We start from the raw sequence: 16,221 nt of genomic DNA on the forward strand, positions 1-16,221 counted from the left end.
GTTGCCGAGCATGTCCAAGGCTCTGATCATCGTCGACGTTCAGAACGACTTCTGCGAGGGTGGTTCCCTGGCGGTCCAGGGCGGTGCGAGCGTCGCCGCGGCGATCTCGCAGGCGCTGACCGACCCGGATAGCGGCTGGGACCACGTCGTGGCGACGAAGGATTTCCACATCGACCCGGGCGCGCACTTCAGCACGACGCCGGACTACGTCGACTCGTGGCCCGTGCACTGCGTGGCCGGCACACCCGGATCGGACTTCCACCCCGCCCTGGCGACGTCCCGGGTCGAGGCCGTGTTCCACAAGGGCGAATACGAGGCCGCCTACTCCGGGTTCGAGGGTCACACCGACGCGGGCCTCGGGCTGACCGACTGGCTCAAGACCCACGGCGTGACGACGGTCGAGGTCGTCGGCATCGCCACGGATCACTGCGTGCGGGCGACGGCGCTGGACGCGAAAGCCGCGGGCTTCGAGACGACAGTGCTGCTCGGCATGACCGCCGGCGTCGCGGAAGCGACCACGGCGGCCGCGCTCGACCAACTCGCCCGGGCCGGGGTGGAGACCACTACTGCAGGATGAACTCCTCGCCCAGCAGTTCGCGCAGCCGGGTGAGGGAGCGCATGCTCTGCATCTTCACGACGGACGCCGAGACACCGAGGATCTCGGCGACCGTGTCGACGCTCTGATCCTCCCAGTGCCGCAGCACCACGATGGCCTGATCCCGCACCGGCAGCGTGGCCAGTGCCCGCATCAGCGTGACGTGCAGCTCGGCGGTGGGCGTCCCCGCTCCGGGCCGGTCCGGGAGCTCGGCGAGCACCACCTCGGAGTCACTGCGCCGCTTCTTCTGGTCAAAGACGGCGTTCATCAGTACGCGGCGGCTGTAGGCCTCAAGGTTCGCCGTGCGCCAGATCCGGGCCCAGGACGCGTACATCTTCGCCAGCGTCAGCTGAGTGAGGTCCTGGGCCAGATGCCAATCCCGGCACATGAGGTACGCCGTCCGCCGCAGACGCGGCGTCGCAGCCCCCACAAACGCGGCGAACTCGGCGTCCCGCTCCTTCACTTGCCCGTCCCCGGGCACATCCCGCCGACAATGTCCTGGACCCCGGGCTGGTTCTGGTAAACGGCCAGTAAATCGGGATAGTGCGAGGCCTGCGTCATCGTCAACCGGAACGACTCGGGCAGCGACTCGGGCCCCACCGACTGCACAAAATCGGGGCTGTCCTTCCACAACTCCTTGAACTTGACGTACGCGGCCTCGCGGCTCTCGAATTCGAGGTTCCGCACCGTCGGATCGGCCTGGAGTCCCGAGTCGATGGCAGCGCGCTGAGCATCGGTGACGTCGTATGTGAGGAAAATGGAAACGTCAGTGACGTTCTGCCGCGTCGTCCAGTCACATTCAGGACGAGCCTTCGCCATAGCCGCGGCGGCAGCCGGCACCGTCAACGGCACATCCCCGTTTTCGGGACCCGGCACCACATTTACCAGCACCAATGCCCCTACCAGCGCCGCAGCAGCCGACCCGCCGACCAGGAACTGCCGTCGCCGCCGGATCCGCCGACCGGCACCCATCGCCGTCAGCGTCAGATCACCGGGTGGTGGCAACGGTTCGCCCTCGAGTGCCCGGTCGAACAATTCCTTGAGGTTCTGTTCCACAGCTTCGCTCCTGGTCTCCGGCAGCTTCCTCTCTCTAAGACCGGTCGGACAACCGGATCGGTCACACCCTTTGCGAGGATGCACCGATGGAACGTGCCAAGCAGCTCTGGCAGGAACTGGCCCGGGTCCCGGTGACCTTCGGCGACTCGGGCGTCGAAGTAGTCGTCTCCCCGACGTCCGCGCTGTGCCCGCCCGGCTGGGCCGGCATCGTCAGCCTCGGAGAAGCCGCGATCGCCACCACCCCCGACGAGGACTCCGCACGGATCCTGCGGCAAGCACTCGACGGGCTCCCGGCCGCGGCCATGACCGACCCGTCCTTGCTGCCGGTTCTCGACGTCCTCGGCCCGGCGACCCTGGCCTACTGCGACACTGCGAGCTTCCGTCCCGCAGTAACCGACGGCGTCGAATCCATCCCCGGCGACCTCCTGGGAGGTCTTCTCGCCGAGGTGCCCGCGGACGACGCCGACGAGGCAGGCCTGGAGGAGATCACCTCGCCGGCCTTCGTCCTTCGCGCCGGAACCACCATCGTGGCAGCCGCCGGTTACCGTCGCTGGCCGCGTGAAACCGCGCACCTCAGCGTGCTGACGGCCCCGGAACATCGTCGGCGGGGGTTCGCTCGCTCTGTCGCCTCAGCAGCGGTATCGCATGCATTGGCCGCCGGACTCCTGCCTCAGTGGCGGGCGCGTCCGGAGCCATCCCGCCGCGTCGCCCGGGCGCTCGGCTTCCAGGAGTGGGGCTCCCAGCTCAGCATCCGGCTCACCAACCCCGGCCGCCCTTAGTGCCTTTTTATAACTGAGGCCGGGCTGCGGCGGGCCCAGTTATGAAAAAGGCCCTAGACCGCGGCCTCCTCGGCGAGCTCGGACCTTTCGGGGGCCGGGGTGTCGGGAGGCGCGGCGCGGCGGCGGGAGATCTCGATGGGCAGGACCACTATCGCGACCAGGAGGCCCACGCCTCCCACGGCGGCGAAGCCCCAGGCCGGGGAGAGCGTGTCCATGACGATGCCGGAGAGGGGTGCGCCGAGGGCGACGCCCACGGTCAGCGAGGAGTTGTGCCAGCCCATGGCCTCGCCGCGGGCGGCCGCCGGGGTCAGGCGGCTCACCGCTGCGGCGGTCGCGGTGATGGTGGGCGCGCAGAGGGCTCCGGCGGGGAGGAGGAGCAGCCCGAGGAGCCACCAGTGGCCGCCGGCGAGGCCGACCGGGATGGTCAGCAGGGCCATGGGGGCCAGCAGGAGCAGGGGTGGCAGGCCGCGGCGGACGGTGCCGTAGGCGAAGCCGCCGAGCAGCGAGAAGACCGCCCACATCGTGAGGACGGCGCCGGTCCAGGTGACCTCGCCGGAGTGCTGGAGGACTGCGACGACGGCGACGTCGGTGCCGCTGAGGACGAGGGTGGCCGCGCTGCTGATGGCGAAGACCGCGATCAGCTCGGCGCGCAGCCAGGAGCGGCGGGTGACCCGCTCCCCGGTCGAGATCGGTGCCTCGTCGTGGCCGCGGATGGGTGGGTTGAGCAGGAAGAGGCCGACGCCGGAGAGCAGGATGCCGGCGCCGACCGCGAGCATCGCCACGCGGGGGCCGGCCGTCGTGGAGACGAGGACGCCGAGTGCCGGGCCGGTCATGAACGAGAGCTCGGTCGTGATCGAATCCAGCGCGAACGCAGGCAGCCGGTGTGACGGGGGTGTCAGGGCCGCGATCGACTGCCGGGCGATGGAGAACGCGGGCAGCGTCAGGAAACCGCCGACCAGCGCCGCGATGAGCAGGGCCCAGTAGGGGAAGACCTGCGCCGACGTCCAGAACGTGACCTCGGCGACGGTGGTGAGCACCAGGACGGGCCGCAGCCCGCGCCGGTCGGTGATCCGGCCCATGAACGGCGCGCCGAACGAACTGCCGACAGTGAACGCGGCACCGACCAGCCCCGCCGCGCCGTAGCCCAGTCCGAGATCCTGGGTGACGTGCAGCGTGAGCGTGACCGAGCCGGCCGTGATCGGTATCCGTGCCAGCGTCGCCACTGCCAGCAACGACTTGATCCCGCGCAACGCCAACGTTTCGCGGTAAGGCGTCAACATCATGAGCGGTCCTCACCTCCGCCCGACAGTCTGCCGGAGGGGTACGACAAAACCGCAGGCGGGACCGCCACCGGGCAGCAAAAAGCCCGGCCCGGTCGCGAGGACCGGGCCGGGCTCAGGAAAGCGGGGTTACTTCTTCTTGCGGTCGCTCAGGTCTTCCTTGTACGTCGCGCCGCCGTCCGATTCCGCGGTGAGCGGGCGGGCGCCGCCTTCCGGGGGGCCGGCGATCGACTGTTCGCCCGCTGCGAGCTCGGGGAACTTGGCGTCGAAGGCCGGGCGCTCCGAGCGGATGCGGGGCATCTTGTCAAAGTTGCGCAGCGGCGGCGGGGAGGACGTGGCCCACTCGAGCGAGTTGCCGGCGCCCCAGGGGTCGTCGACCGTGACGAGCTGGCCGACCTTGTAGGACTTCCAGACGTTGTAGATGAACGGCAGCGTCGACGCGCCCAGGACGAACGAACCGATCGTCGAGAACGTGTTGAGGAACGTGAAGCCATCGCTGGGCAGGTAATCGGCGTAGCGGCGGGGCATGCCCTCCGCGCCGAGCCAGTGCTGCACCAGGAACGTCGCGTGGAAGCCGATGAACGTCAGCCAGAAGTGGATCTTGCCGAGGCGCTCGTCGAGCATCCTGCCGAACATCTTCGGGAACCAGAAGTAGATGCCCGAGAACACCGCGAACACGATCGTGCCGAAGAGCACGTAGTGGAAGTGCGCGATGACGAAGTACGAGTCGGACACGTGGAAGTCGATCGGCGGAGCGGCGAGCAGGACGCCGGAGAGACCACCGAAGAGGAACGTGACCAGGAAGCCGATCGCGAACATCATCGGCGTCTCGAAGCTGATCTGGCCGCGCCACATGGTGCCGATCCACACGAAGAACTTCATGCCGGTCGGTACCGCGATGAGGAAGCTCAGGAAGCTGAAGAATGGCAGCAGCACCTGGCCGGTGACGAACATGTGGTGTGCCCACACGCTCATCGACAGGGCCGCGATCGCCAGGGTCGCGCCGACCAGGCCCTTGTAGCCGAAGACGGGCTTGCGGCTGAAGACCGGGATGACCTCGGTGATGATGCCGAAGAACGGCAGCGCGACGATGTAGACCTCGGGGTGGCCGAAGAACCAGAAGAGGTGCTGCCACAGCATCGGGCCGCCGGTTTCCACGTCGAAGACGTGGGCGCCGAGGACACGGTCGGCGGCGAGTGCGAACAGGGCCGCCGCGAAGAACGGGAAGACCATGATCACGAGGAGCATCGTCACCAGGATGTTCCAGGTGAAGATCGGCATGCGGAACATCGTCATGCCGGGCGCCCGGAGCGTGATCACGGTGGTGATGATGTTGACGCCACCGAGGATCGTGCCGAGGCCTGAGATGGCGAGGCCGACGACCCACATGTTGCCGCCGACACCCGGCGAGTGCAGCGAGTCGCTGAGCGGCGTGTAGGCGAACCAACCGAAGTCAGCCGCACCGCCCGGCGTCAGGAACCCGCTGATGGTGATCGTGCCGCCGAACAGGTAGAGCCAGTACGCGAACGCGTTGAGCCGAGGGAACGACACGTCGGGCGCGCCGATCTGGATCGGCACCAGGAAGTTCGCGAAGGCGAACACGATCGGTGTGGCGAAGAACAACAGCATGATCGTGCCGTGCATCGTGAACAGCTGGTTGTACTGCTCGGGCGACAGGAACTGCATGCCCGGGCGGGCCAGCTCCGTGCGCATGAGCAGGGCCATCAGGCCGCCCAGCATGTAGAACACGAACGCGGTGATCATGTACATGATCCCGATCTGCTTCGCGTCCGTGGTCCGCAGGATCCGCGCGAGGGCCGAGCCCTTGACCTGCTGCCTGACCGGCCACGGCCGCGTCACGATCGGCTTAGGCGCAACGGTCGTCACGGATAGCCTCCGGTGTCTCGTTCGTCCCACTGCGTACACCCGAGTGAAAGGCGTACCTCGCAGGCAGAATAGTCCCCCGCCGACCCCCGGCGGGCGCGGGGTGACCAAAGAGCACCCTTGGTCTAGAAGGGCTCCACCAGCGCCCGGTAGTGATCCGAGAAGATCCTTTGGCCCCGCCCCCGCAGCATAGGGTCGCGCTCGGAGGGCGGCACGTCCCGGGTGCGATCCCGCTCGTGGGTCTGCTCCCGTACCAGGTCACAGCGTTGCCGCCGACGATCTTCGTACGCACTGAGCGCCGAGCGCACATCCCCGCCCGACTGCTTCAGCACCTCGCCGAGCACGACCGCGTCCTCGAGCGCCATCGCCGCGCCCTGGGCGAGCGTGGGCGCGGTGGCGTGTGCAGCGTCACCGACGAGCAGCACCGAGCCCTTGGTGTAGCTGTCCATCACGACCTCGTCGGTCCGGGCGACCTGGACCTTCTCGATCGCGGCGAGGATCGCGGGCACGCACCCTCCGAAGTCGCCGAACAGCTCCCGCAGGCGGGCGCGGGGGTCGGCGGGGTTCTCGACGCCGGGCTCAGCCGTCTCGTCGGCGTAGCAGTAGAGGCGGCGGCCACCCATCGGCATCGCCACGAACTGGGAGCGCTGTCCGAGCAGGGCCGTCCAGTCGCTGAGCGGCGGCCCGCCGTTGACCACGCTGCGGTAGACGATCTGGCCGGTCGGCACCGCGGCACCGCCGAGCCCGACCTTGCCGCGGATCATCGATTTCCGTCCGTCGGCACCGACGACCAGGTCATACTCGGCTACGGACCCGTCGCCGAACTGGACCTTGACCGCGCCGTCGACGAGGTCCAGGTCACGCACGGCAGTGTCGTAGCGGACCGCACCACCGACGCTGGTGAGCAGCACCTGCTGCAGGTCGGCGCGGGACAGTGCGCGCGATTCGCCGACACCGGCCCAGAGCGCGGCGACGTCCATCTCGAACAGTTCCTGGCCCTGGGAATCCTGGAACACCTGCCGGAAGATCAGGTCACCGAGCGGCCGCAGGGGCGCGTCGAGACCGAGCACGCGCAGCGCACGAGCCGCGTTGCCGGGCAGGTAGATACCGGCTCCGGGGACCATGGTCGCCGGGAGTTCTTCCACCACGTCGGGCCGGAATCCCGCGATCCGCAGGCCTCTTGCCGCCGCGAGACCACTGATTCCGGCGCCGACGACAAGGATCCGCAAGGTCATCGCAGCAACGCCTCCGAGGGTCTTCGATACGCGCCGGAGCCAAGACACTACCGGCCGCCACCGGGGCGGGGAACCCGTGACGCCGGACCCGTCCGATTTGTTCAAGACGGACGCCGCCCGGCGTTCGTAGCGTCACCGGCATGGCACCTACTTTCAATGCGATCGGCCTCACCGTTGCCGACCTGGGCAAGTCGCTGGCTTTCTACCGCCTGCTCGGCCTGGACCTCCCTGCCGACGCGGACAACGCACCCCACGCCGAGGCTCCCCTGCCGGGCGGCAACCGGCTGATGTGGGACCAGGGCGGGAAAAGCAAGATCAACCTGGCCTTCGCCTGCGCGGACCCGGCGGAGGTGGACGACACCCATGCCGCCCTGGTCAAGGCGGGATACGAGTCTCATCAGGAGCCGTGGGACGCCCCTTGGGGACAGCGGTATGCCGTCGTGCTCGATCCGGACGGTAACGGCGTGGACCTGTACGCGCCCTCTACCTCATGACGAGCTTCCCCAGCGGCACGCCGGCCAGCGCTTTCACGTCACGTGACAGGTGGGCCTGGTCGGCGTAGCCCGCCGTCACCGCGACGTCGGCGAACGGGCTCCCGCCCCGGGCCAGCGCCACCGCCCGTTGCAGCCGCATGATCCGGACCAGCGTCTTCGTCGCGTACCCAAAGGATGTCCTGGTGCGTCTTTGCAGGTGGCGCGTGCTGAGGCCGCAGGAATCGGCGATCGCGGGGACCGGCAGCCCGGCCCGTGCCCCGGCAGCGACCCCGACCATCGCCCGGTCGGGGGTCTGCCAGCGGCGACGCGCGAACTCCTCAAGCGCGTCCATCGGGTCGGCTGCCTCGGCGAGCGGGCGCACCTCGGCGGCGGGCAGCAGGTCGGCGAGGGGCACCTGACGGTCGGTCAGCTCGTCGGCCGGGACCCCGAGAATGCCCGGCCCCACCCCGTCGGCGAAGCGCAGCGCGAAGAAGCGACTGCCCGCCGCGGTGGGCACGACCTGGGCCGTCGTGTCGGGACCCGCGACGTAGACCGCGCCGTCCTGCCAGATCACGTCGAGACAGCCGTCGGGCAGGATCCGGCCGGGCGGGGTGCCCGGTGGCACCACGCTGCGCCAGGCGATCACGTGCGGAAGGGCGGAGGGCCGTTCGCGGTACATGGACCGACCTTGGCACGGGGGTACGACATCCGCGCGAATGACATCCGTGTAGTTCGGGCGGACAATCGATGGATGGTCGACCAGCTCGAGGAGTACCGGCGCCGGCGCGATGCCCGGCGGACGCCGGAGCCGATACCCGCAACCGCTGGGGAGAAGACCACCGGGAACAGGTTCGTCATCCAGCAGCATCACGCCCGCAGCCTGCACTGGGACGTGCGGCTCGAGCACGACGGCGTGCTCGCCTCGTTCGCCGTCCCGCGCGGGCTCCCCCGCGACCGGGCCCGCAACAATTTGGCCAGACGCACCGAGGATCACCCGCTGGAATACCTCGACTTCGCCGGTGAGATCCCGGCCGGTGAGTACGGCGGCGGCCGGATGACCATCCACGATCGGGGCACCTACCAGCTCGACAAGTGGCGTGACGACGAGATCAGCGTCACTTTCCACGGCGAACGCACCTCGGGCCGCTACGTCTTCTTCCGGACCGACGGAGCTCCGCCGACCGATGGTCCAGGCGCGGGTAGCGGCACAGCCTGGATGGTGCGGCGGATGGATCCGGTCGAGCCGGGATGGCAGAGCATGCCCGAGGCCGTCGAACCCATGCTCGCGACGGCAGCCGCCGGCTTACCGCCTGACGACGAGGACTGGGGGTACGAGCTGAGCTGGGCCGGTCGCCGCACACTGGCCTATGTATCCGGCGGCCGGGTGCGGCTCACCGACGCGGACGGCGTGGACGTGACCTCGTGGTATCCGGAGCTCCGGCCGCTCGGGGCAGCACTGGCACCGACCGAGGCCGTGCTCGACGGGGAGATCGTCGCCTTCGACGGCGCCACTGTGTCCGCGGACCGCCTGGCTCTGCGCCGGGAGCCGCGTGACTCCGGGGCGGCGAAGCGGGCCGCGGAGCGTACGCCGATCCACTTCCTGGTCTATGACCTGCTCTGGCTGGAAGGACATTCCACGGTCGAGTTCCTCCGGTACGCACAGCGCCGCGAGTTGCTGGAGGGGCTGAATCTGACCGGGGCGAACTGGCAGACCCCGCCGTACTTTCCGGGCGGCGGCGAGTTCGCCCTGGAAGCGGCCGCCGCCCAGGGTCTCGGTGGCGTTGTCGCGAAGCGGCTGGATTCGCCTTACCTACCCGGCCGGCGCAGCCGCCTTTGGATGCTGATCGGCTGAATGGGTCCTTACCGATAGGCCGTTCAGTCGAACATGGCTATTTTCAGCCGATCCCCGGCGGGTGAAACGCGGCCCCGGCCAAGATCGCCTCTGACCTGGGCGGGAACGGGAAGACGTACGCCCTGACCTGGGCCGCTCCGCAAGATCCCCGGCCGGTCGGAACCCGCGTGCACATTCCTGATCCGGGTCTCTGAACGGCTCATATTCCTCATGCGAGGCGTGCGTCACCCGATCAAGGGTGTTTGCCCGGTCCCGCGGCGGAAAGGTCTATAAGTAGATGCGCAGCCCGATGCCTTATCCGCCCGCTCTAGTGATTCCGGACATGTCTGCAGATCTTTGGAATTCCGCCTCGTCCGTCCTCGACGTCAACTGGTCAGACGACCACATGGTCCCGTCTCGCCGCCTCTACCCTCATCAATGGAGCTGGGACGCCGCCTTCATCGCCATCGGTCTCGCCTATGTGAACCCGTCGCGAGCCTGGCGTGACCTGCGCAGCCTCTTCGAAGCACAGTGGCCCGACGGCCGCGTGCCGCACATCGTGTTCGACCCCCGCACCGCGGAGGGCGACTACTTCCCGGGCCCCGGCTTCTGGAACGTCCCCGCCTACAACGGGCGCGCCGCCCGCGGCAGCACCGGGCTCGTCCAGCCGCCGCTGCACGCGATCGCCGCGTGGGAGGTCTACCGGCGCGCCGCGGCGCACGGTGCGGCTGCGGCCCACGAGGCCGGCGACGAGCTCAAGTGGCTCTACCCCCGCCTGGTCGCCCAGCAGGAATACCTGAGCCGGCGCCGCGACGCCGCAGGTGAGGGCCTCGCCAGCATCGTGCACCCCTGGGAGTCGGGGCTGGACAACAGCCCGTCCTGGGACACCGCGATGTCGGCGGTCCCCGCCGACATGGGGCTCCTCACGCGGTACACGCGCCGGGACCTCGAGGTCGCCGACGCCTCGCACCGGCCGCTGGACATCGACTACGCCCGCTACCTGGGGCTGGTCCTGAACTACCGGGACGGCGGTTACTCCGACACCGCCCTCGCCCAGCGGCACGACTTCGTGGTCGAGTGCCCGTCGTTCAACGCGATCCTGGCCGCTGCCGAGCTGGCGCTGGTGCACATCGCCGAGGTCGTCGGCGCGGACCCGGAGGTGCACCGCGAGCGGGCACAGCGGATCACGGCGGCGATCTCGAAGCATCTGTGGGACCCGCAGACGCGGACATTCCGGTCACGTGACGTGCGTACCAAGACCCTCAGTCCGGCCCGGTGCGTCAACGGCCTGGTGCCGCTGATCCTGCCCGACCTGCCCGACCACCAGGCCGCCGCCATCATGGCGGAGGCCGCGTCGGAACGGTTCGGCCTGCCCGAGGCCACCGGCCTGCCGGTGCCGAGCTACGACCGGACGGCGACGGACTTCGACACACTGCGCTACTGGCGTGGACCGATCTGGATCAACGTCAACTGGCTGCTGCGCCGCGGCATGCTCGTCCACGGGTACCGCGGCGAGGCCGAGGACCTGCGCATGGCGATGATCCGGCTCATCCACCGCTCCGGGCACTACGAGTACTTCCACCCGGTCACCGGCGAGGGCATCGGTGCGCCGACGTTCAGCTGGACGGCGGCGCTCTCGCTCGACCTGCTGGCCGACCGGTCCGTCCCCGCGTACGCACGAGCGGCCTGAAATCCCGCCGGGCCCATCGGCCCGGCGGGAAATACCGGATTAGAAGGCTTCGGCTTCGAGCGTGGTGTCGGAGCCGTGGCCGGTGTGCACCACCGTGGTCGGCGGCAGCGCGAACAGCCGCTCGCGGATCGACTTCTCGATGGTCGGCCGGTCGCTGTACGAACGACCGGTCGCCCCCGGGCCGCCCTGGAACAGGGTGTCGCCGGTGAACACGGCGCCGAGCTCAGCGGCGTACAGACAAACTGCTCCTGGGCTGTGACCCGGGGTGTGCAGAACCGTGAGCGTCGCACCGCCCGCCGGGATCTCCTGGCCGTCGCTGAGTGCAGCGGGCATCGGCAGGCCGGGGTGCGTCAGCTTCCACAGCACCTCCTCGGCGGGGTGCAGCAACAGCGGCGCGCTGGTGCGCTCGGCGAGCTCGGGCGCGACCCGGACGTGATCGTCGTGCGCGTGGGTGAGCACGATGGCGGTGACCTTGCGACCCGCCACCACCTCGAGGATCGCGTCCACCGAGTGCGGCGCGTCGATGACCACGCACTCGGCGTCGTCCCCGACCACCCAGACGTTGTTGTCGACGTCGAACGTCTCGCCGTCGAGCGAGAACGTGCCGCTGGTGACCGCGTGATCGACCCGGGCCGCCATCAGAAGATCACGACCGAGCGCAGCACGCCGCCGCCGTGCATCTTGGCGAAGGCCTCCTCGACCTGGTCCAGGCGGATCTCCTCGGTGACGAACGCGTCGAGGTCGAGCCGGCCCTGCTTGTAGAGCTCGGTCAGCATCGGGAAGTCCCGGGTCGGCAGGCAGTCGCCGTACCAGCTGCTCTTCAGCGCACCGCCGCGGCCGAAGACGTCGGCCAGCGGCAGCTCGATCGTCATGTCCGGGGTCGGCACGCCGACCAGCACCACCGTGCCGGCCAGGTCACGGGCGTAGAACGCCTGCTTGTACGTCTCCGGGTGACCGACCGCCTCGATGACGACGTCCGCGCCGTTGCCACCGGTCAGCGCCTGCACCTCGGCGACGACGTCCTTGCCCCGCGCGTTGATCGTGTGGGTGGCGCCGAACTTGCGGGCCCACTCCAGCTTCTGGTCGTCGGTGTCGATCGCGATGATCGTCGTGGCGCCGGCCAGCGCCGCACCCGCGACCGCACCGTCGCCGACCCCGCCACAGCCGATGACCGCGACCGAGTCACCGCGGGTCACCCCGCCGGTGTTGATCGACGCGCCGATCCCCGCCATGACGCCGCAACCCAGCAGCCCCACGGCCGCGGGCCGGGCCTCCGGGTCGACCTTCGTGCACTGCCCCGCCGCGACCAGGGTCTTCTCCACGAACGCCCCGATGCCGAGCGCGGGCGACAGCTCGGTGCCGTCCTCCAGCGTCATCTTCTGGGTCGCGTTGTGGGTGTTGAAGCAGTACCACGGCTTGCCTTTGCGGCAGGCGCGGCAGTCACCGCAGACCGCCCGCCAGTTCAGGACGACAAAATCGCCCGGGGCGACCTCGGTCACCCCGGCACCGACGGACTCCACGATCCCCGCGGCCTCATGGCCGAGCAGGAACGGGTAGTCGTCGTTGATCCCGCCCTCGCGGTAATGCAGGTCGGTGTGACAGACCCCGCAGGCCTGCACCTTCACGACGGCTTCGCCGGGACCCGGGTCCGGCACGATGATCGTGGTGACCTCGACGGGGGCACCCTTGGCGCGGGAGATGACTCCGTTGACTCGCTGGCTCATATGCACAACCTTGCCATCCGAACCTGGGATCTAGGGTGGGCGGGTGACCTTCGCCCGACGCGTACTCCTGCTGGTCCTGGCACTGCTCCTCGTGCCCGCACCCGCGCTCGCAGACCCACCGGCGCGCCTCGCCACCCAGGTGACCGACGCGACGGGCGCACTCGGCAGCGGCCGCGGCTCGGTCGACTCCGCGCTGGCCGCCTTGCAGAAATCGACCGGCATCCAGCTCTTCGTCGTTTTCGTCGACTCCTTCGACGGCACCGCCGCCCAGACGTGGACGGACCAGACCGCCCAGCTCAGCGATCTGGGAGACCGCGACGCTCTGCTCGCGGTCGCCACCGGTGACCGGGCGTACGCGTATTCGTTCCCCGACGACTCCCGCATCACCGACGACGAACTCGCCGACGTCGCGTCCCAGGACATCGAGCCGGCTCTGGCCAAGAGCGACTGGGACGGTGCCGTTGTCGCGGCCGCCTCGGGCTATGAGGACGCGGCCGGCGCCGGTGGCAGCGGTTCCGGCGTCTGGATCGTTGTGCTCCTCGCCGTGATCATCATCGGCGCCCTGATCTGGGTCTTTCTTCGTCGTCGCCGGCGCGCCCCGGCTCCCGCTTCGCCGGGTTGGACGGGATCTGCTGGGCCGGGTGGGCCGGGTGGGCCTATTGGCGCGGGTGGGCAGGCTGGTGCGGGTGGGCCCGGTGGACAGGTTGGGCCTGCTGGGCCAACGACTGAGGCTTTGACAGCTGAGGCGAATGCGCTGCTCATCGAGCTGGACGACGACCTCCGCGAGAGTGAGAGCGAGCTTTCCCTGGCGAGCGCGCAGTACGGCACGGGTGAGACCGCCCGGTTCCGGACGGCGCTGGAGGCCTCCCGCCAGGACGTGGCGGAGGCGTTCCGGCTGCGGATGACGCTGGAGGACACCCCCGCACCCGACGAGCCCGCGCGGCGGCAGATCCTGGGCGAGATCATCGCCCGGTGCAAGGCCGCCGACGAGCGCCTGGACGCCGAATCGGAAGCATTCGACCGGCTCCGCGACCTGGAAGGCAGGGCCGATCAGGCCGCCACGGAGGTCGAGGCACGCAAGCTGGCCGTGGAGGGCACGCTCCCTGCGGCGGCAACAGCACTTCAAAATCTCATTGATCAGTACGCGGGCCAGACCGTCAACGCCATCTCCAGCAACATCGACCAGGCCCGCGAACGCCTCCAGTTCACCGCCACAGCGATCGACCAGGCGCGCGCCGCCCTCGCCGCTGCGCCTACCCCTACCTCTCCTACTGCTCCCACTTCTTCCACCGAGTCGACATCTTCGACCGTTCCGGGTGGCAATCGGGCGGAGGCTGCGCTGGCCGTGCGGGCGGCGGAACAGGCTGTTTCCCAGGCCGAGCAACTTGTCGCGGCCGTGCACCGGGCGGCCGACGACGTGGTGACGGCCCGCACCGCCGCGGACGCCCTCATCTCCGAACTGGAATCGGAGATCGCCACAGCACACTCCCTACCCACACAGGCTGGCCTCACCGCCGCCGTCACGGGGGCGGAGACGGCGCTCTCTTCGGTGCGTACGCAGCTTTCCTCGCCCAGGACCGACCCCGTGCAGGCGGTCGCCACGTTGCAGTCCGCTGACGGCGTCCTCGACCGGGCTCTTGCGAACGCACAGGACGCGGCCGAACGATCCGCCCGCAACCAGGCCCTGCTCAACCAGGCCCTCCCGGTGGCCAGGGCCGAAGTCGCGGCCGCGACCGACTTCATCTCCACCCGGCGCGGAGCGGTCGACGCGGGCGCCCGCGGATCGTTGTCAGAGGCCCAACGCCACCTGGCCCTGGCTGAATCCCTCGCCCCGTCCGACCCGGCCACCGCCCTGAACCACGCCCAGCAAGCCCAGAGCCTCGCCTCTTCCGCAACCCGATCCGCCCACGCCGATGTGCAGTCCTGGTCCGGCGGCGGCGGTGGGTTCAGCGGCGGCGGGCCGGGTTATGGCGGTCAGCGCGGTGGCTTCGACGCGGGCTCGTTCGCGGGCGCGGTCCTCGGCGGCATCCTCGCCGGCGGCGGAGGCGGCAGGTCGCACGGAGGGGGCTGGTCAGGCGGCGGTTTCGGCGGCAGCTCGACCCGCGGCCGTCGCACCGGCGGTGGCGGAGGCGGCGGGGGTGGCGGCGGCCGTCGTGGCGGCGGTGGGCGCTTCTGACCCGGTCAAACGCACGGCGGCCGGTCGGCAGCTTCACCCGCGGCCCTGTCCAGGCGGGCAACCGCAGAGCACCGATGACCGGCTGTCGGCGAGACGATCCTGCCGATGGGCGGGACCGTTCTGCGGGCGGTTAGTGAAGGTCGGGCGTCGCTATCGTGTGGCCGTGGACGACGAAGCTGAGTTGCACGCGGCGCTCGATCTGGCGGTCCGGGACGCGGCTGGGGCGTGGCGCTTCATAGCGATGTTCGCCGAGCGGTACGCGACTCCGCTGGTTGCGCAGGACGGTTACGGAGATGAGGAGCTTCGGGCCGCCGCGGCGGCGCTGGGCTTCGGATTTCCGGAGGCGCTGCTGGTGGCGTACCGGATGATTGGTCGGCGTCGTGATCTGACCCGCAGGCAGGACGTCCTGCTCAGCCCCGATCGGGTGTACGTCGATTACACCGGCGGGGTGCTGGTCTTCCGGGTGGAGAACCAGAACGTCGTCCAGTGGGGAATCCCGCTGTCAGCGATCGCGGAGCCCGACCCGCCGGTGCTGCTGCGCCTGGAGTCCGGCTGGCGTCCTTATCTCGACCGCGTCTCGCTGGCCTGTGTAGAGATGGTTCTGTCGGAGTGGATGCTGGCCGATGAACCGGCGGACAACCGGGAGCTTGACGACGAGGCCGTCGCGACGCTGGAGCGGCGGTTCCGGCGGTTACCGATGCCGGATTACGTGCTCTGGGCCGATCCCGATGGGAAACCGATGCGGTGGTTCAGCGGTCTGGGCGCGATTCTGCGGGAGGACGCAGGCCATTGGCTCTGGGTCCGGGCGGACAACGCCGGGGCGGTCGCGGCGGTGCGGCAGGCGCTGCCTGGTGACTGGCTGATGGTCGAGGACTAACGGGGCTCTTCGGGGGTGTCGAGGAGGGCTTCGCAGAGTTTGGTCAGCTGGCGTACCTGAGGGGTGGTCAGGCGGTCGAAGACCAGCTGCTGGACCGACTCGGCGTGGCCGGGTGCGGCCTCGACGACCTTGGCGTAACCGTCCTCGGTGAGGACGGCGATCTGGACGCGGCCGTCTTCCGGGTCCCGTTCGCGGCGGACCCAGCCCTGGGCCTCCAGGCGGGCGACCACGTGGGAGAGGCGAGAGAGGGAGGCGCTGGCCCTTTTGGCGAGGCGGCTCATCGGGAGGCGGCGGTCGTCGCGTTCCGAGAGGGTCGACAGGACGAGGTAGCCCATGTGGGTGAGGCCGGCGTCCCGCTGGAGCTGGCCCTCGAGGGCGGCCGGGACCTTGACGAGCACCTCGACCAGTTTGCGCCACGCCTGTTGCTGCTCGTCGGTCAACCACCGCGGCTCGTCCATGGCAGCAGGTTAGTAAGCGCCGGGCAGGCCGTGTTGCACGGGGCTCCCACGCCTCAGGCAAACAACGGGCAAACAACGGAGCCGGTCGATCGACTTTCTTGAAGCGTCAAGAGTAAGGTTCGGCCCGGCTCAACCCCTCGTCACGGCGCTGGGGCCGGCTGGC

At 69.6% G+C, this 16,221-nt stretch carries 16 protein-coding genes; 7 read left to right on the forward strand and 9 right to left on the reverse strand.

Going from position 1 to position 16,221, the window contains the following annotated elements:
- The first annotated feature begins 10 nt into the window (after positions 1-10).
- A complete protein-coding gene (locus Ahu01nite_RS41040; protein WP_203842169.1) occupies positions 11-577 on the forward strand; it encodes an isochorismatase family protein in 567 nt (188 codons plus the stop codon).
- Here the strand turns inward: Ahu01nite_RS41040 and Ahu01nite_RS41045 are convergent.
- Both Ahu01nite_RS41045 and Ahu01nite_RS50945 read right to left on the reverse strand, forming a co-directional pair.
- Positions 564-1,058 (reverse strand): SigE family RNA polymerase sigma factor, encoded by a 495-nt coding sequence (locus tag Ahu01nite_RS41045; RefSeq protein WP_239159539.1) that lies wholly within the window; start codon positions 1,056-1,058, stop codon positions 564-566. The genes Ahu01nite_RS41040 and Ahu01nite_RS41045 overlap by 14 nt on opposite strands.
- Positions 1,055-1,651, reverse strand: coding sequence for a permease-like cell division protein FtsX (locus tag Ahu01nite_RS50945; protein ID WP_239159540.1), 597 nt, complete (start codon positions 1,649-1,651; stop codon positions 1,055-1,057). Before Ahu01nite_RS50945 ends, Ahu01nite_RS41045 begins: the two co-directional genes overlap by 4 nt.
- Positions 1,652-1,737: 86 nt before the next feature.
- On the opposite strand from Ahu01nite_RS50945, the gene Ahu01nite_RS41055 reads away from it, so the two are divergent.
- Complete coding sequence (locus Ahu01nite_RS41055; RefSeq protein ID WP_203842171.1) at positions 1,738-2,430, forward strand: GNAT family N-acetyltransferase; 693 nt, start codon at positions 1,738-1,740, stop codon at positions 2,428-2,430.
- A gap of 53 nt (positions 2,431-2,483) precedes the next feature.
- Here the strand turns inward: Ahu01nite_RS41055 and Ahu01nite_RS41060 are convergent, their stop codons facing one another.
- From Ahu01nite_RS41060 to Ahu01nite_RS41070, 3 genes are all read right to left on the reverse strand, one after another.
- Positions 2,484-3,713, reverse strand: a complete 1,230-nt coding sequence (locus Ahu01nite_RS41060; protein WP_203842172.1) for an MFS transporter — start codon at positions 3,711-3,713, stop codon at positions 2,484-2,486.
- A 126-nt stretch (positions 3,714-3,839) separates the two neighbouring features.
- Complete coding sequence (ctaD, locus tag Ahu01nite_RS41065) at positions 3,840-5,597, reverse strand: aa3-type cytochrome oxidase subunit I (RefSeq protein WP_203842173.1); 1,758 nt, start codon at positions 5,595-5,597, stop codon at positions 3,840-3,842.
- A gap of 122 nt (positions 5,598-5,719) precedes the next feature.
- Positions 5,720-6,829, reverse strand: coding sequence for an FAD-dependent monooxygenase (locus Ahu01nite_RS41070; protein ID WP_203842174.1), 1,110 nt, complete (start codon positions 6,827-6,829; stop codon positions 5,720-5,722).
- A 140-nt stretch (positions 6,830-6,969) separates the two neighbouring features.
- Here Ahu01nite_RS41070 and Ahu01nite_RS41075 point away from each other — a divergent pair, with 140 nt between their 5' ends.
- Complete coding sequence (locus Ahu01nite_RS41075) at positions 6,970-7,323, forward strand: VOC family protein (protein ID WP_203842175.1); 354 nt, start codon at positions 6,970-6,972, stop codon at positions 7,321-7,323.
- On the opposite strand, the gene Ahu01nite_RS41080 is transcribed toward Ahu01nite_RS41075, so the two are convergent.
- Positions 7,313-7,981 carry a helix-turn-helix domain-containing protein gene (locus tag Ahu01nite_RS41080; protein WP_203842176.1) on the reverse strand — a complete coding sequence of 223 codons (669 nt, stop codon included), beginning with the start codon at positions 7,979-7,981 and terminating at the stop codon, positions 7,313-7,315. The genes Ahu01nite_RS41075 and Ahu01nite_RS41080 overlap by 11 nt on opposite strands.
- Positions 7,982-8,053: 72 nt before the next feature.
- On the opposite strand from Ahu01nite_RS41080, the gene Ahu01nite_RS41085 reads away from it, so the two are divergent.
- Together Ahu01nite_RS41085 and Ahu01nite_RS41090 are read left to right on the forward strand one after the other, a co-directional pair.
- Positions 8,054-9,154: a DNA polymerase ligase N-terminal domain-containing protein gene (locus Ahu01nite_RS41085; RefSeq protein ID WP_203842177.1), complete on the forward strand. Its 1,101-nt coding sequence runs from the start codon at positions 8,054-8,056 to the stop codon at positions 9,152-9,154.
- Positions 9,155-9,476: 322 nt separating this feature from the next.
- A complete protein-coding gene (locus tag Ahu01nite_RS41090; RefSeq protein WP_203842178.1) occupies positions 9,477-10,823 on the forward strand; it encodes an MGH1-like glycoside hydrolase domain-containing protein in 1,347 nt (448 codons plus the stop codon).
- A gap of 39 nt (positions 10,824-10,862) precedes the next feature.
- Here Ahu01nite_RS41090 and Ahu01nite_RS41095 read toward each other — a convergent pair whose 3' ends face one another.
- Positions 10,863-11,462, reverse strand: coding sequence for an MBL fold metallo-hydrolase (locus tag Ahu01nite_RS41095; protein WP_203842179.1), 600 nt, complete (start codon positions 11,460-11,462; stop codon positions 10,863-10,865).
- Positions 11,462-12,547, reverse strand: a complete 1,086-nt coding sequence (locus tag Ahu01nite_RS41100; RefSeq protein WP_203842180.1) for an S-(hydroxymethyl)mycothiol dehydrogenase — start codon at positions 12,545-12,547, stop codon at positions 11,462-11,464. Before Ahu01nite_RS41100 ends, Ahu01nite_RS41095 begins: the two co-directional genes overlap by 1 nt.
- Before the next feature lie 43 nt (positions 12,548-12,590).
- Here Ahu01nite_RS41100 and Ahu01nite_RS41105 point away from each other — a divergent pair, with 43 nt between their 5' ends.
- Positions 12,591-14,723: a TPM domain-containing protein gene (locus Ahu01nite_RS41105; protein WP_239159541.1), complete on the forward strand. Its 2,133-nt coding sequence runs from the start codon at positions 12,591-12,593 to the stop codon at positions 14,721-14,723.
- 163 nt (positions 14,724-14,886) lie between these two features.
- The gene (locus Ahu01nite_RS41110) at positions 14,887-15,600 is read left to right on the forward strand and encodes a hypothetical protein (RefSeq protein WP_203842181.1); all 714 of its coding nucleotides are present in this window, start codon (positions 14,887-14,889) and stop codon (positions 15,598-15,600) included.
- Here Ahu01nite_RS41110 and Ahu01nite_RS41115 read toward each other — a convergent pair.
- Positions 15,597-16,058 carry a MarR family winged helix-turn-helix transcriptional regulator gene (locus Ahu01nite_RS41115; protein ID WP_203842182.1) on the reverse strand — a complete coding sequence of 154 codons (462 nt, stop codon included), beginning with the start codon at positions 16,056-16,058 and terminating at the stop codon, positions 15,597-15,599. The genes Ahu01nite_RS41110 and Ahu01nite_RS41115 overlap by 4 nt on opposite strands.
- Positions 16,059-16,221: the final 163 nt, after the last annotated feature.

The organism is Winogradskya humida (assembly GCF_016862215.1).
Classification (GTDB): Bacteria; Actinomycetota; Actinomycetes; order Mycobacteriales; family Micromonosporaceae; genus Actinoplanes; species Actinoplanes humidus.